Raw genomic sequence first — 24,508 nt, forward strand, 5'->3', positions numbered from 1 at the left:
AGCTACTCTAACCGATCGGAGATTGCCAAAGCAACTGAAGCCTTACCTACTTCGACATCGACCGCTCGTACAACGTGAACCTTGTTTTTGCAGGCAGTCACTTCGGCGAGAATCGAAATCGCGATCTCCGCCGGCGTGCGGCTGCCGATATAGAGTCCGACAGGGCCATGCAATGCACGCATTTCCTCGGTCGAAACGCCGAACAATGCGAGCCGCTCGCGACGCGCCGTGTTATTACGCCGGGAGCCTATCGCGCCAATATAGAAGGCGGGGGTCTTAAGGGCCTCCATCAATGCGAGATCATCGAGTTTGGGATCGTGAGTCAGTGCGATGATCGCCGTCCGCGAGTCCGGACGCATCCCGGTCACCGTGTCGTCGGGCATGGTGCGCATTACGCGCGTGTTGGGCACGTTCCACTCGTCGGTGTATTCGGCCCGCGGGTCGCAGATCGTGACGTCATAGCCCAGACCGACCGCAATCGTTGCGACGTAGCGGGAAAGGTCGCCCGCACCAATCAACAACATCCTATAGCGAGGGCCGTGCACGGTGCGGAGCGCTTGTCCGTCGAACCGCAATCCCTCATCGCTGTCCACTGCAAGGATCTCAACTTCGCCCGTTGCCATGTCGAGCCGACGTGAAAAAATCCGCCCCTCCTGCATGGCGTCAACGAAACCAGCTATGACATCCGCGGTGAGAAGTGGCTCAAGCACAAGCCGAACGGTACCGCCGCAAGGTAGCCCGAAACGGTGCGCTTCATCGGCGCTTATACCGTACGAGAGCAGTTGCGGGCGTCCTTGAGGTATGCCTTCCCGCCTTACGCGCTCGATCAGATCATCTTCGATGCAGCCACCCGAGACAGACCCGGCCGCCCTGCCGTCGCCCCGGATCGCGAGCATCGATCCTTCCGGGCGCGGCGACGAACCCCATGTCGAGACCACCGTGACGAGCAGTACACGATTCCCGCTTTCAAGCCAGCGCAAGGCATTTGACAGCACCTCTCTGTCCATACTGTCCATCGGCGTTTCCGTTCAAACAGCCGGCACATCGCCCGGTGATGCGTGATGTCCGCAACCGGGGTGATGAACGTGCGCCGCGCTGTCGTCCCACTGCGAGCCGAGGATAATCTGGCAGAAATTGAGCCGCTTGTAGCTCGGATCGCGCAACTCCAGCACATCAGCCTTGACGTTGCCGAACGTGGTGTCGGGTTTCGTGATGGTGCCCTGCGCGAACGCGTCGATAATGCCGTTCTTGAAGTCGTGCTCGCGCGGGTGCGCAGCGACTACATTCACACGATCCTGTTCCGCGAATTCTGAGTACCCAAGGCCCAGCACATCCATTTCGACACCCGCGGTAACCAGCGCCACCACAGGTTTCAAATGCCCCGGCACGCCCGGCGTCGTGTGTAAAGCGATCGAAAGCCAGACCTGCTCGATGTCGTATTCGCTGGCTCCGTACTGCCGCAGGAAATCCCCCGCGGCATTCGCTCCGTCCACTTCGAAACGATCGTTTTTGCTGCTGTAAGCCGGCATCAATCCCATGTCATGGAACATCGCGCCGATGTATAGCAGTTCAGTATCGTAAGCGAGCCCTTTGCGATTTCCGACCAGTGAGCCCCACAGGAATACACGCCGTGAATGGTTGTACAACAGGTCAGTCTCCGTGTCGCGTACCATTTCGGTCGCCGCGCGCGCCATCTGGCTGTCCGGAATCGCAATGCCGGCAATGGTCGTGGTCATGAGTTTCTCCAGGTAGGTACTTGGCTTAGAAGCCGACGTGAGCGTGTGGAATGTAGGAACGTTCGAGTAGCGCAATCTCCTCGCCGCTCAGATCGAGCGAAAGGGAGGCAACAGCATCCTCGAGATGGAGCGGCTTCGACGCCCCGACGATTGGTACGGTCACCTCACGCTTTTGCGCGACCCACGCCAGTGCGACCTGTGCACGCGGAACACCGCGTTCGCGCGCCACCATGGCAACCGCTTCAATGACACGTCTATCGGCATCGACTGTCTGACCGTAAAGGGACGCACCGATTTCATCGGTCCTCTCCCGTTCGGTCGGTTCGTTCCAGTCCCGCGTCAGACGGCCACGAGCAAGCGGGCTCCACGGCATCACGGCCAGCCCCTGGTCAGCGCACAATGGGAGCATCTCGCGCTCCTCCTCGCGGTTTAGCAGATTGAGGTGGTTCTGCATGCTGACGAATTCGGTCCAGCCATGCAGCCTTGACGTGTACAGTGCTTTCGACAATTGCCAGGCAAACATCGACGACGCACCGATGTAGCGCGCCTTCCCAGCTTTCACCACATCGTGGAGCGCTTCGAGCGTCTCTTCGATCGGGGTCGTGGCATCCCAACGATGGATCTGATAGACGTCGACGTAGTCTGTGCCGAGCCTGCGCAAGCTGTTGTCGATCTCAGAGAAGATAGCCTTGCGTGACAGTCCCGCGCCATTTGGTCCCGGACGCATCCGGTTGTTCACTTTCGTGGCAATAACCACTTCGTCGCGCGTCGCAAACTCCTTGAGCGCACGGCCGACAATTTCTTCAGATGTGCCATCCGAATAGACATTCGCCGTATCGAAGAAATTGATGCCCATATCGAGCGCCTGACGGATAAGCGGGCGACTGGTTGCCTCGTCGAGGGTCCACACGTGGTTGCCTCGCTCGGCTACACCATAGGTCATGCATCCAAGGCATAGGCGTGACACATCCAGCCCGGTCCTGCCGAATTTCACATAGTCCATTTCGTATCTCCATCAATGCCGGGATTCACTTTGCGAGCGTGTATCGCCAGATCGCGAAGCACATTCTGGACGACAGACCCTCTTCCACACAGTGAATCCTCGTGAAATGCCGTGAGTCCCTGCGCGGCGGATAAGTTCACAGGCGGCCTGAAAGTCGAAGCGCGTCGTTTGATGTGACGTCTTTTTACAAGGATTTACTAGAAACGCGTCTAGCGGTCGACCAGACTTGCCCTGACTGCGCGATTAAGCGCATACGAGACATCAAGTAGAGGTCGCAATGGACTATGACTCAGCGATGAACCGCATGGCACCGTCGAATCCTGACGATGCGTATCTGCACTACCTCAGCAGCGCCACGCCGAATTCGCGACGCACAGCGAATCCGGCGTTGACCTATCTGGCAGCAGCAATCTCCCTGTGGTGTCTGATCGAATTTCGTTGGGAGGCGCGATGGGAATTAGGGCAGAGCGATCACGGAGTGCGGATTGCCGCGCTTGTGGTGTCGAAAGCCATCGTAATTGGTCTCGGACTAGGCGTGGTGGCCGGACGCCCGGCAATGCGCATGGCATTTCTATTCCTGTGCGTCATCAGCGCGGCTTGTCTCGTTTGAAGCCTCCCCCATGTTTACCACGTATCGCGACCGTTTTTCCTGTTGTCACTGGCCGAGTGTGCGTTTAAGACGGGTTTCGTCGTCGCCTTTGCGCTCGACGTTACCGATGTTCAGTAAGGAGTTGCGGTGAGCCCAATCGAAGCGATGCGCGTCTTCTCCACGGTGGTCGAGAGCGGGTCGCTTAGCGCAGCCGCCCGATCATTGCACATGTCAACAGCGCACGTCTCCCGTGCGGTCCAAATGCTCGAACGCCGTATCGACACGCCTTTGCTGGAACGCGCTGGTCGCCGAACCCGGATCTCCGAGTTCGGTCGGGCATACGCGCATGGTGTGACGCCGATGCTCGCTTCGCTGGATGAATCGGCAGTCAGGCTCGCGCACGCCAGGCTTGCAGACGGTGGCAGACTTCGCATCGGCGTCTCAGCGGCACTGGCATCTACAGTCCTGCTGCCGGTGCTGGCCGATTTCCGGACAAGATTCCCTGCAATCGAACTCACGCTGACCGACGCGCCGGAACGCGCACTGCTGGACGGTTCCGCTGACTGTGTCTTGACCTACGACGCACCCTCCGAAAACTCCCTGGTCAGCCGTTCGCTGGGGAAAGTGCCGCTGGCGTGCTGTGCCAGCCCGAAGTACATCGCTTACGCGGGTCTGCCGGGCCATCCTGCGGAGATTGCGGCTCGACATAGCGTGGCGCTTCGGATGACCGGCACGCCGCGCCGCCCACAGTCGCTTACGTTCCAGCGCAACGGCGAGTGTCTGAATCTTTGCGGCGCGATCAATGTGGCGATGGACGATGACGCAACGCGGATCGCAGCGGCGGTCGCGGTCGCGGGCGTGGGCGTGATACAGGCACCCTATGTATTGCTACGCCAACAGCTAGCCACCGGCGCACTCCTGCCCTTGCTTGACAACTGGTGGCCATCGATCAGTGTGCAGTTGTTGTACCAATCCGATCGTCACATGTCGCGACGACTGCGCGCGTGGATCGACTGGTCGATACTGGCCGTGGGTGCTGCGCTAGAAGCACCGCGACCGCAATTCGGCCTGGCCGCCATAGGGACCGTTTTCGACGCGCCCGATTAGCGCCACTTATTAGGAGCGCATTGAAAACGAATTGGCTAGATGCGCCCGCAGCATCCTATATTGCCTGGCTTTGCGGCACCGGCCGCCACTCAAAACTTCATCCTATCTACAGAATGGACCAGCTAACCGCAATGAGGGTCTTCGTCCGCGTGGTCGAGGCCGGAAGCTTGACCCGTGCGGCCGAGTCTCTCGGCATCCCCACAGGTACCGTTTCACGCACGCTTCAGCAACTCGAAACCGCCCTTGGCGGGCGTCTGATCAACCGTACCACCCGCTCAAATAGTCTGACCGACGATGGCTTCGCGTACTACAGCCGGTCGCTCGGCGTACTGGCAGAAATCGACGAAATGGCCACCCTGATCTCGCAGGCAACACAACGCCCCAAAGGCAAGATGAAGGTAAACATGCCATCCATGATGGCCAATAGCCTGCTCATCCCAGCACTGCCGCAGTTCTTCGAGAAGTATCCCGACATCGAAGTCGAAATGGGACTCACAGACCGCCCTGTTGATCTGGTTGAGGAGGGTGTGCATTGCGTGATCCGGGTTGGCGAGCTCGGCGACTCCGGCCTGATCGCGCGCCGCATCGGCAACGTGGCGCGCCTGACCTGCGCGTCGCCAGCGTATCTGAAGCGCTGCGGAGAACCAAAAACGCTTGACGATCTGTCCCAGCACGTCGGAATCAACTACTTCTCAAGCAGCACGCAGCGGGTGCGCGGTTGGGACCTCGAGGTAGACGGCAAACTTCACACGGTTACGATGAAAAGCCAGATCACAGTCAACGATGCGACTTCCTATGTCAATTGCAGCCTCGCCGGCCTTGGAATCGTAAACGCCTCGCGGTATGCACTCGATCCGTATCTCACTCGCGGTGAGCTCCGCGAAATACTCACTGACTACCCGAGTGCGTCAATGCCGGTTTCAGTGCTCTACTCGCCGAACCGACACCTGCCGCTGAAAGTCCGGGTATTTATCGAGTGGGTTGCGGAGCTATTTCAGCAGGGACCGGCTCTGCAAGCCGGAAGGCTTGCGAATTGAAGCCTGACTGCGAAACGCCACCTTAGGCTGGTTATACAAGGTCGTTTCCTGAATGCTGGCTCCGTGCTTTCTTTACAGCTGCGCCCTTTCAGCCTGCTCGAACAATGCGAGAGGGCTACTGCCAGCCTTAGACGCCCGCTCAGGGTTTCCGCACAGTGGTAAGCATGCGCGGCATCACCCCCGTCATGTCGGCTGAACAACACTACTACACATGTCTGCTGCGCCTAGCCGCTTCAACTTCATTAGCAACGTTTATCGTCAACCCGACCCGAACGAATTGGCCCACCATGACCGCATTCCTTATAGTTCATCTCAGGGACAGCACAACGTTGTCCTCACCAACCAAGGAGCTGAACATGAAGAACGCTATTGCCACTCTCGCTTTCGCCATCGGTGCGGTCGCAGCATCTTCCGCGTTTGCTGACGAATCGCTCACGGTTTCGCGCGCGGAAGTACGCGCTGAACTGGCGCAAGCTCGCGCCGCAGGTTCTTTCAACACGGCGGACACGCAGTACCCCGCAGGTTTCGCAAACGTACCTGCCGCTACGCTGCGCACTAGGGAAAAAGCACCCAGCGAGCATCGCACATTCGCCGAACGCGTTCATGCGCTGAAGACCAAACTTGCCCACCCCGCCACCGGCCAAAGCATCGGCAACAACAGCGATCTCTATCTGCACAGCTAATTGCGATCATCGACACAGGCACGCGAACCGAAAATCTTCTCATCGAACGCGTGCCACCTCAGTCCGAAAAGGTCTCACCATGAAGGCGATAATCGAACGTCAATTGCAGCGACCGGAGTTCTTTATTCCGCTCGCATCGCTGAGCTGGCTGATGATTTCTTCGGACTTCAATCTCGGCAAGATCGCGCTGGTCCTCGCCATCCGCGGCGGCAGGAATCTGCTTAACGTCCTGACCCGGTAACGCGCGCTGCTTCAATGTCCAGAGCGCGCGAATGTGCTCAACGGCGGGATCGACACTACGCGCCTTACACATGCCCGCACCATCCGTCTTCAGCCAACTCACCCAACGCAGAATTCGCATGAGCCGCTTCCCGCACCTCGCGATATGTCACCATATGTTCAATGAGAAGGACGGATCGCGACGCCGTTCCACACGTCAGCGAGGTGATGATCAGCGCGCCGAACCTTCGATAACACAATTCGACGCGCTAGCACCGGCCAAGCTTGGACTTCCCGCTCCCTCAAGGCAACTGGGCGGTAGGCCGGACAATGATTTCGTTGACGTCGACTTCGGCCGGCTCGCTGATCGCGAAAGCCACAGCGCGCGCTATCGATGCGGCTGGAATCGCCATCTTGCGATACTCGTTCATCTGATTACGTAACTGATCGTCCGAGATGGTCTCGGCAAGTTCAGACTCGACAGCGCCTGGCGACACGATCGTGACACGAATCTTTTCACCGACTTCCTGGCGCAGTCCCTCAGATATTGCCCGTACGGCGAACTTCGTGCCGGAATAGACCGATACGTTAGGGCGAACGTTATGTCCCGCCACCGATGCTAGGTTGATGAAGTGGCCACCGTCCTGTTTCAGGAAGACGGGCAGCGCGGCAGCGATTCCGTACAGCACGCCCTTGATATTCACATCGATCATCCGCTCCCACTCGTCGACCTTCAACTGGTCGAGACGCGATAACGGCATCAATCCTGCGTTGTTAAGCAGTACGTCAAGCCGGCCGAATCGACGTTGGGCGAAAGAAACGAACGAGGCGACGCTGTCGCGATCGGTCACATCGAGCGCTTGGTAGACGGCTTCGCCGCCCTCGGCGCTGATCTGCGCCGCGAGGGCGTCAAGCCGCTCGGTGCGGCGCGCACCAAGCACCACCTTGGCACCCAGCGCCGCCAGATGCCGTGCAATCGCTTCGCCGATCCCGCTGCTCGCACCGGTGATCGCAACAATCTTGTCCTGAATATTAGGCATGACATTCTCCGAAAGAAGGAGACTTGATTGTGGTCCGAGCTCCTTTTGGCGGCCAATTCGAAGAGAAACGCAATGTGATAAGCGTGGGTTATGGCGCGATCTCGCCGTTCTAATTGGGAAGCGTCGAGGGCGAAGTCGATAATCTGTTCACTCGTTACGAAATGGATGACCATCATGGCAAAGCTTCTCAAGATCGATTTTGTTTCAGACGTTGCGTGCCCGTGGTGCGCTATCGGTTTGACCGCACTCGAACAGGCGATTGAGCGTGTGGGCGACGAAGTCGAAGTCGACCTGGTATTCCGCCCATTCGAACTGAATCCCTACATGTGGCCTGAAGGCCAACCGGTGAAGGACTACATGGTCGGCAAGTACGGCAGCACAGATGAACAGATCCGCCAGAATCACGCGATGATCACGGCCCGAGCCAACGCAGCGGGCTTCGCCATTCGCATGGACTTGCGCACACACGTGTACAACACGTTCGACGCACACCGCCTGCTGCATTGGGCAAAGCTGGAAGGTCATCAGCGCGCCGTGAAAAAGGCCCTGTTTCAAGCGTATTTCGTGGAAGGTAAAAATTCCAGCGATCACGATGTCCTGGTCGAAGCGGCCGGACGCGCCGGGCTCGACGTTGCCCGAGCCCGTGAGGTGTTGAGCAGCGGCGAATATGCGGCCGACGTGCGAGGACTGGAAGAGCGGTATGTGAACATGGGTATCCGGTCTGTGCCGTCAATCATTTTCAACGAGCAACACCTTGTATCGGGCGGCCAACCCGTCGACGTGTTCGAGCAGGCGATCCGTCAAATCCTCGCAAAGGAGTGACACGTCATGAACACCGTCTCAGACCCGCAACGCCAGGAGGTCGCCGAAGACGTCGGCGAATCGATGTCTTCCAACAACCGCAAGGCAATGGGCGCCGTTTTGCTCGCTGTCGCGCTCGCGAGTCTCGACACAGCCATCGCGAACACGGCGTTGCCGCAGATCGCCGCGGACCTGCACACCACGCCCTCAGCGTCGGTGTGGATCATCAATGCCTATCAACTTTCGATGGTGGCGACGCTGCTGCCGTTCGCGTCGTTAGGCGAGCGCGTCGGCCACAAGCGCGTGTTCATCGGCGGGGTGTCAATCTTTCTGATCGCGTCGCTGCTATGCGCGCTCGCCCCGTCACTGAATGCGCTAACAGCGGCGCGCGTGCTGCAAGGCGTCGGTGCCGCTGCCGTGATGAGTGTGAACGTCGCGCTGATCCGTTTTCTTTATCCCGCCCATCGGTTGGGCCGCGGTGTCGGGCTCAACGCGTTGGTAGTGGGTGTGTCCTTCGCAGTGGGTCCAACCGTGGCGTCGCTGCTACTAGCAATCGCATCGTGGCCCTGGCTGTTCGCGATCAATATTCCACTCGGGCTGCTCGCGCTCGCCTTCGGCTTGCCGAACCTCCCCGCTACACCAAAGCGCGACGCGCTCTTCGACCCGCTCGCCGCATTGCTCAACGCAGTGGCCTTTGCGGCATTGATCTTCGCTCTGGGCCACGCGGCGCAGCGGGCGAGCTGGCAAACCGTCGTCATATCGCTCGGCGTAACGCTCGCCGCCGGTGTCCTGCTGATTCGCCGCGAGGCCGGTCACCGGGCGCCGATGCTGCCGATCGACCTGTTTCGTCGGCCGATGTTCGCGCTTTCGACATTCACCGCAATCTGCGCTTTTGCCGCACAGGGTTTGGCATTCGTGTCATTGCCGTTCTTCTTCGAGAATGTGCTTTCACGCAGCCAGGTCGAAGCAGGATTCCTGATGACGCCATGGCCAGTGATGGTGGCAGCAATCGCACCCATTGCCGGGCGCCTGTCGGACCGCTATTCGCCGGGTGCGCTTGGCGGCATCGGGCTCGGCCTGCTGTGTATCGGCATGACATTGTTGGCGTTGATGCCGCCCCATCCGAGCGTGCTCGACATCTCCCTTCGTATGGCGCTGTGCGGCCTTGGCTTTGGATTTTTCCAGTCGCCTAATCTGAAAGCATTTATGGCAAGCGCGCCGCCTGAGCGTAGTGGCGGTGCGAGCGGTGTGATCGGCACCGCACGCTTACTGGGTCAGGCGACCGGCGCCGCTCTGGTTGCCTTGAGTTTCGGCATTGCTGGACATCACGGGCCGGTCCTGGCGCTTGCGTGGGGAGCCGGTTTCGCTGCGGTAGGCTGCGTGGCTAGCGCGCTTCGGGTGATGGGCGGCAAGGTGAGCATCAAACATTAGATACCTACTTCAGGAAGAGCGGCAGTCCGGCGGACGCTGAGCGGCCGCCTTCTGCGCCGTGAAGCGAAACGATGATCCTACAGGTATCGACTATTTAGCGGCTGGCCTCTTCAATGACCGCTGCGACTGCGCCCGGTTTCGCGAGCATCGCGACGTGGCTGCTGTCGACCTCGGTGACGTGAGCACCGATCTTTTGTGCCATTGCCCGTTCGAACGTTGCCGGAATCATGCGGTCGTTGCGCGCTACCACCGCCCACGACGGCCGGGTCTTCCATGCTGCTGTCGTGACCTTGTCCTGCAAGCAGTGACTCTGCCATGAGCCCTGGGTCGCGGCGAGCGTCCGCGCGGTAGCCGGCGAAAGGTCCTGAGCAAAATACGTCGCCACGGCGGCGGGCGTCAAGGTAAGGAAGCCTCCTTCGTCGGGCACGAGGCTCTTCGCATATGGCGGCGGCGGAGCGTCTTTGGTGATGTCGGCGATGGACTCACCTTCAGCGGGAGCGAAGGCTGCTACATAGACCAGTGACTTTACCTTGTCGTTGTTGCCCGCCTCCGTGATGACAACACCGGCCCAGGAATGGCCGACAAGGACGACTTGGCCCGGCTGCGCATCAATGACGCGTTTCGTCGCAGCGACGTCGTCGGCGAGCGACGACAACGGATTCTGCACCGCGACCACTGTGTAGCCTTTCTGCTGCAGGATCGGGACGATCTTGTCCCAACTGGAGCCATCCGCGAACGCTCCATGCACGAGTACGATCGACGGCTTTGCAGACATTGCCTCGGCAACGGAGTCGCCTGAGCCTGCGGCGCGCGCAGGCGAAATCTGAAGAAAAACCGGCAGCAAGGCGGCTGCGACATACGTGGCCGATTTGCGCAAGAAAAGAGAATTCATGGATGTGCCCCACATAGTTATAAAAATGCTGCACGACCGGTTCATCTCGAAGGAATGGTCTCTCGACACGATCGACGGGAAGCCGGGCAGCACAGGCCATTGTGGTGACACACGATTCGAGCCGCGAATGAATCGCTGTGAATTTGTGTGGGGACACCGAATGCGTTCAGGAAGACGCACCCAGCGTCGAGTCCGCAATAATCGAGCGATAGCGGAGTTCGACGGAGTTGAGCTTCGTCGACGAGCGGCGCGTGTGGGCAAGCCATTCTCCGAGCGCCGTCGAGAACGCACGGATGAGCGCCTCCGGTTCGAGCCATACCCGGTCTTCGTCGCGGTCCTGGTACTGCCGATAACCTTGCAACGCAGATGGAAGGATCAAGCGGATTCGGCCGCCGTTGGCAGGAAGCGCCGGGAATCCGGGTCGCAGCGAGTCGCGCAGTACAACCAGATCGTTGGCACTCACGTATAGCGACGCAAGATCGACGTACACCGTCAACCAACCGCTGACTGCGTCGGCGTCTGGATACACATCGTCATCGTCCCCGTCCAAGTAAATCACTGCGTCGACCAGCTGGAATAGCAACCTGAGGCTCGCGACATACTGCCGGTGGTTGAACAGCAACCTTATCGGAACTAGGAAGTCGTCGTGAATCTGTCGGGACAGCGTAGAAGGCGAATTACCGGTAACCGGCGTGGGAGAGGGTATGGCGTCGGTCATAAATGGCAAGGCTGTCAGCGGGAGTACTTCCCTGTATTGAGCCAGAACCAAACGCGTGGCGCGGTGCAATTTCGTGAATTTCCGTGAATTGTCCGATGCCGGGGGGTCGCTCTCCCCTAGGTTTTGGCACTCGTCGCGACAATTCAGCCATGCGCGAGACGAAGTTTACAGACTAATTTCTCGCGACACCTTCGTGCAGTGAAAGTGAACATCCTTCGACATCAATGCCGCTCCGCACCTCGCCATGAGTCCCCACCACCAACAATCCGGATGATCCGCGCCGTGGATCATTCAAACGTAACCCCACCCAGAATGCCAACAGTTACGCTGCACACGTGTTTAGTCGATCGCCCCCATCACGGCCTAAACGGGCTGCGCATCCACAGTCATAAATTTCACGTCGGCCATTGCCAGCTTGGCTTCCATGGGAAAACTTCACAGTTTTCACAACGTTTTTTAAATTTAATTTGACGTGCAGTCCTGCTGCACATATATTTCGACTCACTGCACACAGCATAGTAGTGAGGGCAGATCGAGTGCCCATCAGTCGATCGGCTTTGCGTACCGGAATGCTGGTCCGGCCAAGCAAGTGGCTCGAGCAAGTTATCGAATTTGTGCAGTAGTAGTGCATGTTCCATACAGCCACACCGATTGGAGAACTTAAATGCAGTCTGGAACCGCCTTGGACTTTGAACGCCTGAAAGCTTGCGTGCGCGCAAACAGCGATGATGCCGCAGTGTGGCGCTGGTACTCCGACATGATGGAAGACCGCCGCATCGAGTGCCTCTGCGTCAATGGCAATTGGGCGGTCAAGCTCGACGGCCGCGAGATTGCCGCCGACCGCTCGTTCGATCGGGCTGCAAGACTGTCCTACGCGACATCACGCGCACTGATCTCGATCGCTGCAAACGGCTGATAGACCGCCATCCAATTACCGACGTCGGCGTAAAAACGCGCGCGTCCAAAGAATAAGGAGTCAGCCGTGGATCTATTGCATGCGATCAAGGTATTCGGCAAGGTGGTCGAGGAAGCGTCGTTTTCAAAGGCTGCCAGTGCGCTAGAGCTCTCCACGTCGAGCGTGACGAAGACCATTCAGAATCTCGAGGATCATCTGCGAATGCGGCTGATTCTGCGGACCACGCGCAAGGTCGCCGTGACCCCAGAGGGCCGCGAGTACTACGCTCAGGCGACCCGGATCGTACAGGATCTGTATGAGGTGGAGCGCTCGTTGAAGGGCGAGCGCAATGTACCGGCCGGACGCTTGCAGATTGGCGTTGCGCCGGTCGTCGCACGTCTTCTGCTCGTGCCGGCGCTGTCCAGTTTTCAATCACTTTTCCCCGACATCCAGCTCGAGATGAGCATCGGAGAACGCCCATTCGACGTCGAAAACGGGGAGGTGCAGTGCGCAGTCACGTCCGTAGCACCAACCAGCAGCGAAGTGGCCGTGGATCAGATCGGCGAACTCGCGCTGGTCACATGCGCGGCTCCTCAATACATTGACCACTTCGGCATGCCACACAAGCCGTCAGATTTGCGTGACGGACATATCGTCGTCCGCTGCGCCCCGCATGAGCGCCTCGAAGGCCAAGGGCTGCTGCTCGACCAAGATGGTGAAGCGGTCCGAGTACCGTGCGATTGTCGTCTGATGGTCAGCGACAGCGATGTCCAGCTAGCTGCGGGCCTGGCCGGCCTTGGCATCGTGCAATTGCACGAGGTGGCCGCACGCGACCATTTCGCCGCTGGAGGCCTCGTACCGCTTCTCGACGCCTGGCGCCCGGCGCCCCAACCGCTATATCTGGTCTCGACGGCAGCGCAACAGGCCAGTCCACGGGTGCGGGCGTTCAATAGATGGGTAACCGAGCTTGTGCGAGACCCGCTGGCGTTCGGCCGTATCTCCGCCGGGCCGGCGCCGCGCAAACTGCGCAGCGAGTTCGGCAATAACGCGCCGCACTCCCTCGAACAGGTGTGGGCTGGCATGTCCACGTCGTTCATGGAACGCAGCGCATTGGGCCAAGCCAGCGCGGCGTAACTACTCCGGCGCGGCGAGGTTCGCGCAGCGCGAGATTGAACCAGAACTACTGCTCATCGTGCAAGCTGCGCGTTATCGTCCGACACGATGTGCGTTTGCACACAGTTCAGGTGCTCGCAGAGTAATCGCAAAGCTGAGCCCAATCACGACCAAGGCATTGACAAGCATGGCCACGAGGCCCGGCACGCACTGCGTCATATGGGCGGCCAGCCATTCGCGCGACGCCGGTGCCAGCAGAATAAAGAGTCCTGTAATCAGCCCCGCCAGCACGGCAACAGCCTGCGTTCGCCGCCACGCAAGGCCCAGATATACACCGGGAGCAAGCATACCGATCGCCGAGTACGCGTCCAGCAGGACCTCGAATAGCGAATCGCGCTGTCGCAATGACAGCCACGCAGCCAGCGCGGCAATGACTACCATCGCAAGACGGGAGACACGCAAGGCCGCGCAGGACGACTCCCCGGTTGTCCAACGCGCTGCGATATTGCGCGTGAAGATCGAACTTGCCGCGAGCAGCAACAAAGTACCGGGGACCAGCGCAAGCAGAATGCAGGTGGCGGTGAACAGGCCGGCCAGCCACGGCGGATATCGAGCGACGATAAATTGCGGAAGCGCCGCATTGAGATCCCCGCCAGCGGGCGTCGTACCGGCGACGAGTGCGCCAAGACCTAACACAATGATGAAGAAATACGCGAGTGCATACACGGGCTGTAGCGCGGCGTTGCGCCGGATCAGTTGCGGATCGCGAACCGCATAGAACATCTGGAACAAATGCGGGAACATCCAGTTCGCAAGACCGATTTCCAGCGCTGCCGTCATGAACCACCATGACGTAGTGGGTGCACCGGGTTCGCGCCCGGGCAATACCGTGATGCCCGGGGCCCGTTCTCGAGCCAGCGCGAAAACATCGGCAAGCGAATGCGCCCCTACGTTGTGAGCAAGCGGCACGCATAACATCACTACGACGGCCAGCATCAGTACATCTTTGATCGCCGCAGCAACTGCTGCCGGACGCAGCCCGTGGAATACCCCAAACAGCACCATCAGTGCGGCCGCGCCGACTACGGCCAGGTCGCGCGGAACGCGTGAACCGAACGCAATGTCGACGACAAGACCCAACGCAACCAGTTGGATCTGGATATAAATGACGATGCCGACGATCCCCACACCTGCGACCACGCCGCCGAGCCATGGCGCACGATAGCGCGACGAGAAGAAGTCTGCCTGAGTAACGAGACCCGCGCGACGCCCCGCCGACCAAATGCCCGGCCCAAGCAGGTACGCAAGCGCATAGCTCACCGACACGGAACTGAAGGCGATGTACGCGGGCGCCCCGGATGCCCATGCCATACCCGAAATTCCGAGTACTGCAAAGGTGGTGTACATCTCGCCGGCATTCATGAACCAGAACAGCACCGGCCCGATCATCCGGCTACCGACCGCCCAATCGCTGAAACTGGTGGCACGATGGTCACGCCCATAAATCGTCGCAGCGACGAGAGTCAGCGCGACGACCGCCGCGATCACTGCGGCCATGGTCTCACGCGGGCTCAATGCACCACTCCTTCGCCTCTCTCGCGCGCATCGACTCGGCAGTCGATCGCGTAGACGAGCCCGAGCACGCCGCCGCTGAGCAGCGTCGCCAGCATTTGCCAGAACAAGGGGAAAGGAATGCCGAATGGCTCTAGCGTACTTGCATTTGCAAGTGGCATGAGGCCCGCGTGAAAAACGAACGGAAGCACTAGCATGGTCCGATGAGGGCGCCGGCGTAGAGTCATGAATATCGGGCAAGCGTCACGAAGAACACTGACCGCGTCGAATCGCGGCTGCTTTTGCTTCGCGCGCAACCACTCGGGTCGCTGCGTTTAGCAGCGGCCGATTATCGCACAGGCTTTCCGATATTCAATTTACGGACTGGGAGGCGTCACCGAAAGAATGACCTCGGTTTGCTGGTCGGAACAATTACAGTAGCGGTGCGGCAAGCGGGCGTCGAACGACACGCTCTCACCCGCCAGCAGATCGTAGTTCACGCCGCCGATTTCAGCCCTCAAAACACCAGCCACCACGTACGCGCATTCGGACGACGGGTGCCCGCGCGGCTCTGCCGCCGACTCCTGCCCAGGTTCGAGTACGGCGCGCAAGACCTCGAGCTGACCGTTGCCCCCCGTCAGACGTTCGTAGCTGACACGGCCTTTTGCGGCCATCAGCACGGTGCGGCTGCCTGGCTTGCTGATCCACACCGATGGCAAAGCTGGATCCGCGAACAGCGACGCAATCGACTGGCCGAACACACCTGCCAGCCGGCGCATTGTTTCCAGACTGGGGTCTGTTACGGACCTCTCCACCTGGCTCAACAAGGTAGGCGAAACGTCGGCCAGACGTGCAAGCTCCCGCAGCGACATGCCGTGTTCGGAACGCAGTTCCCTGAGTCTCTCTCCAATCATTTCATATCCCATACGCAACCGAAAGATGGTTCGGTGCGACGAGTCTATGTGTTGCTGGACTGCACGTCAAGCAACGTTTTCCCCGCACCCAATAGTTACGCGCCAAGGCTCCTCCAATCCACGGCGGGCAATTAGAGCCCAGCCCGAGCGTTCTTCGTGCAGCGTGCGCCATATGCGGGACCGCGACACTGCTAATCACCGCGCTTTTCCATGTGCAGTCGCAATGCACAAGCATTGGAAGTCTTTGAGCCATCAATATAATTTCGGGCAACGTGGTGTGGATGCAGCCAGTCCTCCGCTGTCCGGTGCAACACGCTAGCGGTCCAGCGCGATGCGAGCCCACCTGTGAAGGGCGCAATCTGCGTCGCGCCGTGCGCGGAATGTCTCATAGCAGGGCTCGCCATGATCGTCATCGCGGTCGATTCAGACGATGCAGTGACCGCGGCATGTGCTTGTACGGCGCGGAGGCCCTGAAAATCGGAATCCGCACTGGACAGAAACGCTCGTTCGAAAGTCGGCACGCGATAGCGTACAAAACCGCGCGAGCATTCTGCTATCAGCCGGGACTGGTTGACCAGCCGTCCGATCGCAGCCGCCACACAATCCGGTGGACACGGGCGCGCGCAAGCCTGCAGTTCGCCCTGCACCGCCGCTTCGGCAGCCATCGCGCACGCGTCGGTCAATGTGAAGTCACCGCGCCACGCGGCGAATCGCTTCAGCAAAGTTCGTTCCGGATCGGCAAGCAGATCGCGCTGCCACTCGATCAGCATACGCAGAGACGAGTGGCGCTCCACCGGCACGCGACGGGACAGATCCAGCAGTTGTCGCGGCTGCTGCGCAAGCGCGCAAAGGCCACCGACACCGAACGCCTCAACGTGCCCTGCAAGCAGTTCAATGACGAACGGAGAGCCCTCGATGTGCCGGCAAAGGTCCGCAAGCAGTGGGACCTCGCTATCGTCGAGACGGAAATCATGACGTCGCGCGACCGCGTGGTCGATGAACATTCGCCACGCTGGAGATGCGCTCAGCGCGGCGTGATCCGAGGTTCCCGCGTCTGGTACCGCGAGTCCTCCGATCCGGAAGACATGCTCTCCTTCCGCGCGCAATGCCTCGCGACTCGCGATCAGGAACGCGCCCCGCGCGCCCACACTCAGACTGCGCTCGACGATATGCGCCACCATATCGGTCACCCGCTCGCAACTGTCGATCAGTAGTAGCGCTTGTTGGGTGGCGAGCTGCAACGCTATGTCGTCGGCTGACGCACGCAACGATAGGGGTAATCCGCACGACGCCGCAATTGCATCGCGCACATCGGCAAGCGTAGCGGCTTCAGAAAGGTCGACAAACCGCGCGCCGCCCGCAAAGGTGTCCTGAAGTTGGCGCGCGACCTCAACAGCAAGCCGAGTCTTGCCGATGCCGCCGGGGCCCGATACGGTCACGAAACGCCGCAGCACAAGCGTTTCCGCAACCCGCCGTACATCCGTGTCGCGGCCGTGCAACTTATCAGCGTAGGCCGGCAGCCGCCTGGCGAGCATGGTGTCGCCAGACTCTTGTGTCAAGGCGTGCGTAACCGGCGCAATGAACCGGTAACCGCGGCCTGGGACAGTCGCCAGCATATTCTGCCCCTCCCCGCTGTCCCCCAAGGCGAGTCGAAGCGCCGCAATTTGTCCGCGCAGATTGCTTTCGTCTACAACGGTGGTCGGCCACACGACTTCGATTAGTTCGCGCTTACTCACGACCTCGCCCGCCCGGCGAATCAGCGCGAGGAGCAGATCGAATGCACGTCCGCCAAGCGCAACCACCGTGTCGTCGCGATAAAGACGAAATTGCTGTGAGTCGAGGCGATAAGAACCGAAGAAATAGCAAGCGCCAACTGATGTCATCGCAATGTCCCTGACAGGAAGAGCAAAAGCTCGATGACGTCAGTGTGCGCAACAACGGATTGTCCTGCATGGGGAAACATCGCTACGCATTTCTTGGGCAACGCGAACAATCGCATGGGACCACAGCACGCGAATTCACAATGATTAACTTGGGTAGTAGGCGGTTGCTCGTCCAGACTGGACAGCATCGACTCACCATGCAGGAACTACCGGAAACCACCATGAACCTCGACGAAACGCTCGACCAACGCGTGCGCAATGCTTACGACGACATTCACGACCTCAGTCAATACTCACTGCGCGTGACACATCGCCGCGATCGTGCCTCCTCACGCCATATGATAGTCGTGCCCATCGCAGCGGTATGTGCGTGGTCGCTACTGGAAACGCGATGGGAATTGAGCCCGTCGGACGGCTCGATGTTGATGCTCGCCTTGGCTGTGGCCAAACTGATACTGCTGTGCTCGGGAGTCGCAGCCATACTCGACGTACCCAATGCTCGCCCGCTGTTCGTCTTTCTTTGCGGCGCAAGCCTGATGGCGGTCGCCTCGGCGCTCCCGTTCGAATACACCGCATCGCGCGAACTGTTTGGCCTGTCGCTGATCGAGTGTCTGTTGAAAGCAGCCGTCGTTGGGCTCTATGCATTCCGCCGCCCACAGCGCCGCTGAATGCGATAAAAGTACACCGGGGAGGTCAAAGCTTCGGCAATACCATGCCGCGCTGCACCGCCGGTCGCTGACCGATGCGTTCAAGCCAGGCCCGTACCGACGGTTTCGTCTCGAGCATCGGCAGCACATACTCCTGCATCAGCGTAGTCGCAGTGACGGTCCAAGGATACGCGGCAATGTCCGCGATCGTGTATTCGTCTCCGGACAAATACAAATGTTTCTGCAATTGACGGTCCATCACTCCGAATAGCCGGTTAGCCTCTTCACGGAACCGTTCAATCGCAATCGGCAGCCTGTCGGGCGATCGCACGCCGAAAAAACCTAACTGACCCAACATCGGGCCGAGCCCACCGACCTGCCAGTTCAACCATGACAGCGTCCGGTAGCGCTGAGCGCCCGTGAGAGCCAAATACTGGCCACTCAGGTCTGCCAGATACGTCAGAATCGCGCCACTTTCGAAGAGCGTCAGCGGTCCACCTTCGGCATCCTCATCGACAATCGCCGGGATCTTGTTGTTGGGCGAGACTTCGAGAAACGCAGGTGCAAACTGCTCGCCTGCCGACAGATCGACAGGATGAATCTGGTATTGCAAGCCTAACTCCTCGAGCATGATCGCAATCTTGCGACCATTCGAAGTTGTCCACGTATATAGGGTAATCATTTCACAAATCCGGTATGACGGACGGCCATCAGGCCGCCCGCGAGTGTCGTGATTCAGTCGCCGCTCAATCGCCTGCGGACGAACACGATCGCCAGCGCCGCGCTACCCGCAAGGAACGCTGCAAATACAGTGGCAGCCGCTGCCATCCCGATAGCGTCCACCAGATAGCCCGTTCCGACTGCAAACGCACCTGCCGGAACATACGCACCGAAGTTCAGAATCGAATTGGCTTCCGCGCGCCGATCGTCTCGCACATGTGTGCCGATCAGCGTCAGGCCGCCCAGTTGTCCAAGTCCCTGCCCAGCTCCAGCAAATACCGCCGAAGCGATTTGCAGCACCGCTATCGACAGGTTGGCGGCAAGTGCGAGAGAAACCATGGATGCAATGCTTGCCAATGCACCAAGCACGAGAATCGTCCTCACATGCAGACTACGCACCGCGAACTGCACGGCTGTCGCCGACAGGAACATCAGGCAGACCATGCCGCCCGCCACCAGCGGACTATGAACGTGTAGCAGCCGCGAGAGCAGCGACGGGCCGAGCGCCGCTACGAACGTCGTCGCCGAAAGTCCAGGAGCGAATACTGCTACGCCCAGTGCTAGGTGGATCCGGTTTTCTGCCGGCACTGACGGTAGATGCATCGACCCTACGACCGCCGCAGGACGCGCCAGCGGCAACAGCGCCGCTACGCCGAGGCCACTAGCAAGCACGAGCCCGAGCAACGCATAGGTCCCACTGACCGGGTGGACGGAATACTGCGCGAAAACACCCGCCAGCAGCGGACCGAGACCAGCTCCGAGAACCATCGCGACGGATGCCGCGAGCGAAGCAAGGCGTCGACGCGTCGGACCGCCGACATCGACGACGCTCGCCATCCCGGCCGACACGATCACGCCCACGGAGATGCCCGTCAACAGACGCGCAATCCCCAGCGTGACGACCGAAGACGCTGTCGCAAACAGGACGCACGCGACTAGCGCCGTGAGCAACCCAGGAATGAGCACGGGCTTGCGTCCGATGCGATCCGACAATTGTCCCGCCACCAGCAGCGCAACGAGCAAGCCCACGATGTAGGCTGCGAAGACCAGCGTCAGCGTGCCGGAGGAAAAGCCGAGTCGCTGCTGCCAATGCACATACAGCGGCGTCGCCGAGTTCGACAGCATGAATACCGCAGTGACCATCCAGGCGGCGGACCACATGCGCCGTACGGGATGCGTTTCGGGGACGGCACGCGCACTGCGCGCCTCAGCAACACCGCTTGTCATCACAAACTCCATCGGAAAGGTGAGAACCGGCGCGCCCAACCCTAAGTGGGCACGTCGGCGAACGAAGCTTTACTTACGGCTCGACGTGTAGATATGCACATGCTCCGCGCGGTGAACCGGGCCGAACTCGAGCGGCACCCATGCGTATCCATCGCCCTCGATCCGAACACGGCCCATACCCGGGAACGGCAGATGGGCCGCGCTGACGATCTCTCCCGTAGACGCCGCTTCGGCGAGAATCGCACGGCGCGTTGCGACCGATGCCGTGGTGTCGACGTCGAATTCGATGGCGATCTCTGGCCGTGCGAATTGGAGCGCCTGGTTATGGATCGCATCCCCCCAAGTGAAGAAGCGCTCGCCCTCCGACGTGAACACGAACCCGGTATGGCCAGGCGTATGTCCGGGCAACGGCATCGACCGGACACCCGGCGCGAGCATGTCCCCCGCTTCGAACGTCTTGAAACGACCTGCCTCGATATACGGGGCAACCGAGCGGCGGGCGATCTGCGTCACCTGAGCCACGGCATCCGGCGCGCGGAGTTGCGGATCATCGCTCAGCCAGAAGTCTGCTTCACGCTTGGCAACGTAGATATCGGCATTAGGAAAGGCCCGCGAGCCGTCGGCCGCAATCAAGCCAGCGACGTGATCCGCGTGCAGGTGGGTCATCAGTACCGTGTCGATCTGCGACGGTTGATAGCCCGACGCGATCAGGTTGCGTTCGACCCAGCCGAGGCTTTCACCAAACGTATCGGCCGCGCCGGTATCGACAAGGATCAGGTTCGAGCCCGTGTTCACTACATAGATGTTTCCCGAGCCCTGAATGGCCGGTGCATTGATATACATCTTCTGCAGTAGCGCCTGGATTTCGCTATCCGGGGCATGCATGAACAGGTTGCGGTCGAAATCGACGTAGCCGTCATAGAGCGCGGTGATTTCGAAATCCCCGACCGCGATCCGGTAATAGCCCGGCACCTGGGTGTTGATCTTGGAAGGCACGGGTGCGTCGATCGAGCGGGTCAGAATGTTGGTCATGGTACTTCTCCTTGATGATTAAATCAGGCGCGAAACGATGCGTTTCGGCACTTGTATATGAAAAGGAAACGTGATGGCAGTAAGCGCTACAAGTCAGAATTCCTGCACTGTCGGGCGCACGATGATGTCGTTGATGTCGACGTCGGCCGGCTGCGAAATCGCGTATTCGATTGCACGCGCAATGGTGTCGCTCGGAATCGCAACTTTGTAGAACTGCTCGAGACCTTCGGAGCTAGCTTCATGCGATGTGCCCAACTTGAGCTCGGTTTCGATTGCGCCAGGGGAAATCGTCGTCGTACGGATCGAGCCGCCAACCTCCTGACGCAAGCCCTCCGAGATTGCGCGTACGGCGAACTTGGTCCCGCTGTAGACCGTGCCACCCGGTGCGAACACCTTATGTCCGGCAATCGACGCGACGTTGATGAAATGGCCGCTGCCCTGCTTCTGGAAAACCGGCAGCGCCGCAGCGATGCCGTACAGCACACCCTTGATGTTGATGTCGATCATGCGATCCCATTCGTCGACCTTCACATCGCTGAGCGGTGCAATCGACATCAGACCGGCGTTATTGATAAGCACGTCGAGACGGCCGAATCGCTCGATAGCGAAACGGGTGAGTGCTTCCACGTCGGCACGCGACGTTACGTCAGCTGCGAAGGCTTCCGCCATCCCGCCAGCGGTGCGAATCTCTTGCGCGAGCGATGTGAGCCGCTCGACACGGCGCGCTGCAAGTACAACGCGCGCGCCGTTCTTCGCGAGACGCCGTGCGGTCGCCTCGCCAATGCCGCTGCTCGCGCCGGTGATGACGACTACCTTGGTGTCGACGTTGTTTTCCATGATCGAAATCCTGTCCGATGAAAAGCGTTGGAAGTGCAATCGATGTGCAATGTGCCGCACACCTTGAACTGAGCAAACGACCTGTTTTCGCGGTGTGTCGAAACGTCGTTGCATGGATTGCATTCTGGTCGCGCGGACCGGGACGCGCCAATTAGATCGCCCAGACCGATTGATTAGGCACGGTTATGGATAGCCGCCACGTTCGCATAGGCGCTCAGGTTCACGTTCTTCCAGGCGAAAAAAATGCGCCGACCAGGTCGACGCATCACTCTCTGCGGCTACTACAAAGCCATCTCAGATAGGCGGCGCGACCCCGTCTTTTTCGACAACCACATTGCGAGCCTCCAGCTTTCCATCGCTAGCTGGCGCCGCAATGACGAATACCTTCTTACCCGCGACGAGGTCAGCCGGCGAAGCTGGCACCAACGTGACGATCGGCACGGTCGGCGGCACGGTAATCTGATTCGATCCGCCTTTATAGGAAAGCTTCAGGTCGCGTCCACTGGTGCCTGTTACCACAGTGTCGACATTCGCGTTCGTCATCGTGCTGTGCGCCCCAAGATCCCATCCGTAATGTCCCTCGCCAGTTCCGCGCGCCGCTTCGGGAAAGACGACGACCTCCAGCGCGGTCATCTTGCCGTCAACGCCAGTCTTCGACGCAATGCCTACATACGAGCCGGGCTTGATGTCGGCAAGCGCCACGGGTTTGACCGTTAGCACCGGCTGCGCCGGCTTGAGGCTGATGGCAACAGTGTCGCCGCTACGCCGATGCACCGTGAGCGCGTCCGAAGTTGCGGATACGATGTCACCGCGGATACGCGCCGGAGCACCTGCACCTTGTGCGAAAGCGGCGGGCGCGATTGATGTCGTCACGATCGACGCCAGCGTCAATGCCGCCATGACGCCGCTCCTGTTTTGTTTCTTCATCTCTTGCTCCAAAAAAACTGCGCACGGCGCAGCAAACAGTGAAATTCACGAACCGCCGAACCAGTTATAACCCTGGTTTTCCCAGTAACCACCCGGATAGGTGTTGGTCACCGAAATCGCCACGATATGTTTCGGGTTCTTGTAGCCCAATTTGGTCGGCATGCGCAGCTTCATGGGAAATCCGTACTTCGGCGGCAATGTCTGGCCGTCATAACCGAGCGTCAGCAGCGTCTGCGGATGCAACGCAGTCGGCATGTCAATGCTGGTGGAATAGTTGTCGGCACATTCGAAGGCGACGTACTTCGCTGACATGTCCGCTCCGGTGCGTGCCAGAAACTGCGAAAACGGGATGCCGTCCCAACGGCCGATCGCGCTCCAACCCTCAATGCAGATGTGACGCGTGATCTGACTCATTTGTGGCAACATGCGGAGCTCGGCGAGAGTCCACTGCGTCTTGCCGCTAATCAGGCCTCGTACTTCCAGCTTGTATGTCGCTCCATCGATCTGCGGGACGTCGTCGATATCGTAAAAGGCATTGAACGGAAATGGCCGCGTAATCATCGCTTCGGAATACGTGGGCGCTAGTCTGCGCGGATCGAACAGCCAGCCTTGCATCCTGTCGTTAAACCGGGAGATGTTGCGCAGCATCGCGTCGACTGATCGTTCATCGGTGAGGCTACAACCGGATAGCAGCGCCAGGCCACCCAGAGTCAAAATGCGTTTGCCAAGCGCACGGCGCAGCGGGTCGGCCATTTCACGGCTGACGTCTTTGATAATCGACCGTGCGTCGAGCGCTGGCTTGCGTTTATCACGCACGATAGAGGCCATCGGTTACTTTCCTCGAATCATCGTCAACAAGGACCGCGGCACGATCGCGACCATCACGACATGGACTGCAACGAATCCGACCAAAGTCCCCATTGCAAAAAAATGTACAACCCGTGCATCGTCGAATCCGCCGAACAGATCGCGCAGGAAAGGAAGTTGCACCGGCTTCCAGAGGGTGAGCCCCGAGGCAATCAGCAGCGATAGATCGAATAGCACGAACAGGTACGCGAGCTTCTGCACGGCGTTGTAGCGCGATAGATCGTCATGAGAGAGCCTGGCGGCAAGCGCGGCACGCAAGTCAGTCCGTATGCTCGCCGGTGTGAGCGGGAAGAAGCGTCGCCGCCAGCGTCGAGTTAGCGTATTGGCGATGATATACAAGGCCAGATTCAACGCGAGCAGCCACATCGCCGCGAAATGCCAGAGCAACGCGCCACCAAGCCACCGGCCAAGCGTAATCGATGCGGGGAAACGGATCTGTCCAAAGATAGGCGACGCGTTGTACACCTGCCAGCCGCTTGTGACCATCAGCACGACGGCGATCAGGTTGATCCAATGCCAGATTCGCAACCACAACGGGTGAACAGCGACGCGATGCGTCATGCAGCCTCTCCTTTCTCTCCATGGCGTTGCCTGCAACGCGAGATCGACGCGGCGGCACACCATCAACCGGTGTGCCGC

Annotated in this window: 27 protein-coding genes; 9 read left to right on the forward strand and 18 right to left on the reverse strand. The window is 59.7% G+C overall.

Features of this window, described 5'->3' with window-relative positions; all coding sequences use genetic code 11:
• Positions 1 to 2: 2 nt before the first annotated feature.
• Genes HV770_RS28425 through HV770_RS28435 form a run of 3 tightly spaced genes read right to left on the reverse strand, consistent with a single transcriptional unit; the run spans position 3 to position 2,739 of the window.
• Positions 3 to 1,016 carry an XdhC family protein gene (locus HV770_RS28425; RefSeq protein ID WP_175164883.1) on the reverse strand — a complete coding sequence of 338 codons (1,014 nt, stop codon included), beginning with the start codon at positions 1,014 to 1,016 and terminating at the stop codon, positions 3 to 5.
• A 12-nt stretch (positions 1,017 to 1,028) separates the two neighbouring features.
• Entirely contained in the window at positions 1,029 to 1,736 is a 708-nt protein-coding gene (locus HV770_RS28430; RefSeq protein WP_175164920.1) for an HD domain-containing protein, read from the reverse strand.
• Positions 1,737 to 1,761: 25 nt separating this feature from the next.
• Entirely contained in the window at positions 1,762 to 2,739 is a 978-nt protein-coding gene (locus HV770_RS28435; protein ID WP_175164884.1) for an aldo/keto reductase, read from the reverse strand.
• A 277-nt stretch (positions 2,740 to 3,016) separates the two neighbouring features.
• On the opposite strand from HV770_RS28435, the gene HV770_RS28440 reads away from it, so the two are divergent.
• From HV770_RS28440 to HV770_RS38955, 4 genes are all read left to right on the forward strand, one after another.
• The gene (locus tag HV770_RS28440) at positions 3,017 to 3,349 is read left to right on the forward strand and encodes a hypothetical protein (RefSeq protein WP_175164885.1); all 333 of its coding nucleotides are present in this window, start codon (positions 3,017 to 3,019) and stop codon (positions 3,347 to 3,349) included.
• A gap of 144 nt (positions 3,350 to 3,493) precedes the next feature.
• A complete protein-coding gene (locus tag HV770_RS28445; protein WP_175164886.1) occupies positions 3,494 to 4,435 on the forward strand; it encodes a LysR family transcriptional regulator in 942 nt (313 codons plus the stop codon).
• A 20-nt stretch (positions 4,436 to 4,455) separates the two neighbouring features.
• Complete coding sequence (locus HV770_RS28450) at positions 4,456 to 5,472, forward strand: LysR family transcriptional regulator (protein ID WP_246291239.1); 1,017 nt, start codon at positions 4,456 to 4,458, stop codon at positions 5,470 to 5,472.
• Positions 5,473 to 5,636: 164 nt separating this feature from the next.
• The gene (locus HV770_RS38955; protein ID WP_246291242.1) at positions 5,637 to 6,155 is read left to right on the forward strand and encodes a DUF4148 domain-containing protein; all 519 of its coding nucleotides are present in this window, start codon (positions 5,637 to 5,639) and stop codon (positions 6,153 to 6,155) included.
• Between the two features lie 58 nt (positions 6,156 to 6,213).
• Here HV770_RS38955 and HV770_RS28460 read toward each other — a convergent pair whose 3' ends face one another.
• Together HV770_RS28460 and HV770_RS28465 are read right to left on the reverse strand one after the other, a co-directional pair.
• Positions 6,214 to 6,516 carry a hypothetical protein gene (locus HV770_RS28460; protein WP_175164887.1) on the reverse strand — a complete coding sequence of 101 codons (303 nt, stop codon included), beginning with the start codon at positions 6,514 to 6,516 and terminating at the stop codon, positions 6,214 to 6,216.
• 160 nt (positions 6,517 to 6,676) lie between these two features.
• Complete coding sequence (locus HV770_RS28465) at positions 6,677 to 7,414, reverse strand: SDR family oxidoreductase (protein WP_175164888.1); 738 nt, start codon at positions 7,412 to 7,414, stop codon at positions 6,677 to 6,679.
• 174 nt (positions 7,415 to 7,588) lie between these two features.
• Here HV770_RS28465 and HV770_RS28470 point away from each other — a divergent pair, with 174 nt between their 5' ends.
• Both HV770_RS28470 and HV770_RS28475 read left to right on the forward strand, forming a co-directional pair.
• A complete protein-coding gene (locus tag HV770_RS28470; protein WP_175164923.1) occupies positions 7,589 to 8,236 on the forward strand; it encodes a DsbA family oxidoreductase in 648 nt (215 codons plus the stop codon).
• Between the two features lie 63 nt (positions 8,237 to 8,299).
• Positions 8,300 to 9,646, forward strand: coding sequence for an MFS transporter (locus tag HV770_RS28475; protein ID WP_246291258.1), 1,347 nt, complete (start codon positions 8,300 to 8,302; stop codon positions 9,644 to 9,646).
• A 94-nt stretch (positions 9,647 to 9,740) separates the two neighbouring features.
• Here the strand turns inward: HV770_RS28475 and HV770_RS28480 are convergent, their stop codons facing one another.
• Both HV770_RS28480 and HV770_RS28485 read right to left on the reverse strand, forming a co-directional pair.
• Complete coding sequence (locus HV770_RS28480) at positions 9,741 to 10,421, reverse strand: alpha/beta fold hydrolase (protein WP_246291261.1); 681 nt, start codon at positions 10,419 to 10,421, stop codon at positions 9,741 to 9,743.
• A gap of 283 nt (positions 10,422 to 10,704) precedes the next feature.
• Complete coding sequence (locus HV770_RS28485) at positions 10,705 to 11,256, reverse strand: hypothetical protein (protein ID WP_175164891.1); 552 nt, start codon at positions 11,254 to 11,256, stop codon at positions 10,705 to 10,707.
• 664 nt (positions 11,257 to 11,920) lie between these two features.
• On the opposite strand from HV770_RS28485, the gene HV770_RS28490 reads away from it, so the two are divergent.
• A complete protein-coding gene (locus HV770_RS28490) occupies positions 11,921 to 12,172 on the forward strand; it encodes a hypothetical protein (protein WP_175164892.1) in 252 nt (83 codons plus the stop codon).
• A 75-nt stretch (positions 12,173 to 12,247) separates the two neighbouring features.
• A complete protein-coding gene (locus HV770_RS28495) occupies positions 12,248 to 13,285 on the forward strand; it encodes a LysR family transcriptional regulator (protein WP_175164893.1) in 1,038 nt (345 codons plus the stop codon).
• Positions 13,286 to 13,357: 72 nt separating this feature from the next.
• On the opposite strand, the gene HV770_RS28500 is transcribed toward HV770_RS28495, so the two are convergent.
• The 4 genes from HV770_RS28500 to HV770_RS28515 all read right to left on the reverse strand — a co-directional run bounded on the left by HV770_RS28500 (position 13,358) and on the right by HV770_RS28515 (position 17,612).
• Complete coding sequence (locus HV770_RS28500; protein WP_217468655.1) at positions 13,358 to 14,812, reverse strand: sodium:solute symporter family protein; 1,455 nt, start codon at positions 14,810 to 14,812, stop codon at positions 13,358 to 13,360.
• A gap of 23 nt (positions 14,813 to 14,835) precedes the next feature.
• Positions 14,836 to 15,063 (reverse strand): DUF3311 domain-containing protein, encoded by a 228-nt coding sequence (locus HV770_RS28505; protein WP_343048340.1) that lies wholly within the window; start codon positions 15,061 to 15,063, stop codon positions 14,836 to 14,838.
• Between the two features lie 129 nt (positions 15,064 to 15,192).
• Positions 15,193 to 15,741, reverse strand: a complete 549-nt coding sequence (locus HV770_RS28510; protein ID WP_343048339.1) for a cupin domain-containing protein — start codon at positions 15,739 to 15,741, stop codon at positions 15,193 to 15,195.
• A gap of 179 nt (positions 15,742 to 15,920) precedes the next feature.
• Entirely contained in the window at positions 15,921 to 17,612 is a 1,692-nt protein-coding gene (locus HV770_RS28515) for an ATP-binding protein (RefSeq protein ID WP_175164895.1), read from the reverse strand.
• Positions 17,613 to 17,833: 221 nt separating this feature from the next.
• Here HV770_RS28515 and HV770_RS28520 point away from each other — a divergent pair, with 221 nt between their 5' ends.
• Entirely contained in the window at positions 17,834 to 18,280 is a 447-nt protein-coding gene (locus tag HV770_RS28520; protein ID WP_175164896.1) for a hypothetical protein, read from the forward strand.
• A 25-nt stretch (positions 18,281 to 18,305) separates the two neighbouring features.
• Here the strand turns inward: HV770_RS28520 and HV770_RS28525 are convergent, their stop codons facing one another.
• The 7 genes from HV770_RS28525 to HV770_RS28555 all read right to left on the reverse strand — a co-directional run bounded on the left by HV770_RS28525 (position 18,306) and on the right by HV770_RS28555 (position 24,430).
• Positions 18,306 to 18,941 (reverse strand): glutathione S-transferase family protein, encoded by a 636-nt coding sequence (locus tag HV770_RS28525; protein ID WP_175164897.1) that lies wholly within the window; start codon positions 18,939 to 18,941, stop codon positions 18,306 to 18,308.
• A 53-nt stretch (positions 18,942 to 18,994) separates the two neighbouring features.
• The gene (locus HV770_RS28530; RefSeq protein WP_217468656.1) at positions 18,995 to 20,206 is read right to left on the reverse strand and encodes an MFS transporter; all 1,212 of its coding nucleotides are present in this window, start codon (positions 20,204 to 20,206) and stop codon (positions 18,995 to 18,997) included.
• A 69-nt stretch (positions 20,207 to 20,275) separates the two neighbouring features.
• On the reverse strand, positions 20,276 to 21,238 hold the full coding sequence (locus tag HV770_RS28535; protein ID WP_175164898.1) for an MBL fold metallo-hydrolase: 963 nt from the start codon (positions 21,236 to 21,238) through the stop codon (positions 20,276 to 20,278).
• Positions 21,239 to 21,331: 93 nt separating this feature from the next.
• Entirely contained in the window at positions 21,332 to 22,075 is a 744-nt protein-coding gene (locus tag HV770_RS28540; RefSeq protein WP_175164899.1) for an SDR family oxidoreductase, read from the reverse strand.
• Positions 22,076 to 22,369: 294 nt separating this feature from the next.
• Positions 22,370 to 23,002, reverse strand: coding sequence for a hypothetical protein (locus HV770_RS28545; protein WP_246291246.1), 633 nt, complete (start codon positions 23,000 to 23,002; stop codon positions 22,370 to 22,372).
• A gap of 45 nt (positions 23,003 to 23,047) precedes the next feature.
• A complete protein-coding gene (locus HV770_RS28550) occupies positions 23,048 to 23,830 on the reverse strand; it encodes a molybdopterin-dependent oxidoreductase (protein WP_175164900.1) in 783 nt (260 codons plus the stop codon).
• 3 nt (positions 23,831 to 23,833) lie between these two features.
• On the reverse strand, positions 23,834 to 24,430 hold the full coding sequence (locus HV770_RS28555) for a cytochrome b/b6 domain-containing protein (protein WP_175164901.1): 597 nt from the start codon (positions 24,428 to 24,430) through the stop codon (positions 23,834 to 23,836).
• Positions 24,431 to 24,508 lie beyond the last annotated feature (78 nt).

The organism is Paraburkholderia fynbosensis, assembly GCF_902859935.1.
In the GTDB taxonomy this organism is placed as follows: domain Bacteria; phylum Pseudomonadota; class Gammaproteobacteria; order Burkholderiales; family Burkholderiaceae; genus Paraburkholderia; species Paraburkholderia fynbosensis.

Bases quoted from the DNA above. Each gene is read 5' to 3' on its own strand.
- HV770_RS28425 (WP_175164883.1), bottom strand. From the start codon at position 1,016: ATGGACAGTATGGACAGAGAGGTGCTGTCAAATGCCTTGCGCTGGCTT.
- HV770_RS28430 (WP_175164920.1), bottom strand. From the start codon at position 1,736: ATGACCACGACCATTGCCGGCATTGCGATTCCGGACAGCCAGATGGCG.
- HV770_RS28435 (WP_175164884.1), bottom strand. From the start codon at position 2,739: ATGGACTATGTGAAATTCGGCAGGACCGGGCTGGATGTGTCACGCCTA.
- HV770_RS28440 (WP_175164885.1), top strand. From the start codon at position 3,017: ATGGACTATGACTCAGCGATGAACCGCATGGCACCGTCGAATCCTGAC.
- HV770_RS28445 (WP_175164886.1), top strand. From the start codon at position 3,494: ATGCGCGTCTTCTCCACGGTGGTCGAGAGCGGGTCGCTTAGCGCAGCC.
- HV770_RS38955 (WP_246291242.1), top strand. From the start codon at position 5,637: ATGCGCGGCATCACCCCCGTCATGTCGGCTGAACAACACTACTACACA.
- HV770_RS28460 (WP_175164887.1), bottom strand. From the start codon at position 6,516: ATGCGAATTCTGCGTTGGGTGAGTTGGCTGAAGACGGATGGTGCGGGC.
- HV770_RS28465 (WP_175164888.1), bottom strand. From the start codon at position 7,414: ATGCCTAATATTCAGGACAAGATTGTTGCGATCACCGGTGCGAGCAGC.
- HV770_RS28470 (WP_175164923.1), top strand. From the start codon at position 7,589: ATGGCAAAGCTTCTCAAGATCGATTTTGTTTCAGACGTTGCGTGCCCG.
- HV770_RS28475 (WP_246291258.1), top strand. From the start codon at position 8,300: ATGTCTTCCAACAACCGCAAGGCAATGGGCGCCGTTTTGCTCGCTGTC.
- HV770_RS28480 (WP_246291261.1), bottom strand. From the start codon at position 10,421: ATGTCTGCAAAGCCGTCGATCGTACTCGTGCATGGAGCGTTCGCGGAT.
- HV770_RS28485 (WP_175164891.1), bottom strand. From the start codon at position 11,256: ATGACCGACGCCATACCCTCTCCCACGCCGGTTACCGGTAATTCGCCT.
- HV770_RS28490 (WP_175164892.1), top strand. From the start codon at position 11,921: ATGCAGTCTGGAACCGCCTTGGACTTTGAACGCCTGAAAGCTTGCGTG.
- HV770_RS28505 (WP_343048340.1), bottom strand. From the start codon at position 15,063: ATGACTCTACGCCGGCGCCCTCATCGGACCATGCTAGTGCTTCCGTTC.
- HV770_RS28510 (WP_343048339.1), bottom strand. From the start codon at position 15,741: ATGGGATATGAAATGATTGGAGAGAGACTCAGGGAACTGCGTTCCGAA.
- HV770_RS28515 (WP_175164895.1), bottom strand. From the start codon at position 17,612: ATGACATCAGTTGGCGCTTGCTATTTCTTCGGTTCTTATCGCCTCGAC.
- HV770_RS28520 (WP_175164896.1), top strand. From the start codon at position 17,834: ATGAACCTCGACGAAACGCTCGACCAACGCGTGCGCAATGCTTACGAC.
- HV770_RS28525 (WP_175164897.1), bottom strand. From the start codon at position 18,941: ATGATTACCCTATATACGTGGACAACTTCGAATGGTCGCAAGATTGCG.
- HV770_RS28530 (WP_217468656.1), bottom strand. From the start codon at position 20,206: ATGACAAGCGGTGTTGCTGAGGCGCGCAGTGCGCGTGCCGTCCCCGAA.
- HV770_RS28535 (WP_175164898.1), bottom strand. From the start codon at position 21,238: ATGACCAACATTCTGACCCGCTCGATCGACGCACCCGTGCCTTCCAAG.
- HV770_RS28540 (WP_175164899.1), bottom strand. From the start codon at position 22,075: ATGGAAAACAACGTCGACACCAAGGTAGTCGTCATCACCGGCGCGAGC.
- HV770_RS28545 (WP_246291246.1), bottom strand. From the start codon at position 23,002: ATGAAGAAACAAAACAGGAGCGGCGTCATGGCGGCATTGACGCTGGCG.
- HV770_RS28550 (WP_175164900.1), bottom strand. From the start codon at position 23,830: ATGGCCTCTATCGTGCGTGATAAACGCAAGCCAGCGCTCGACGCACGG.
- HV770_RS28555 (WP_175164901.1), bottom strand. From the start codon at position 24,430: ATGACGCATCGCGTCGCTGTTCACCCGTTGTGGTTGCGAATCTGGCAT.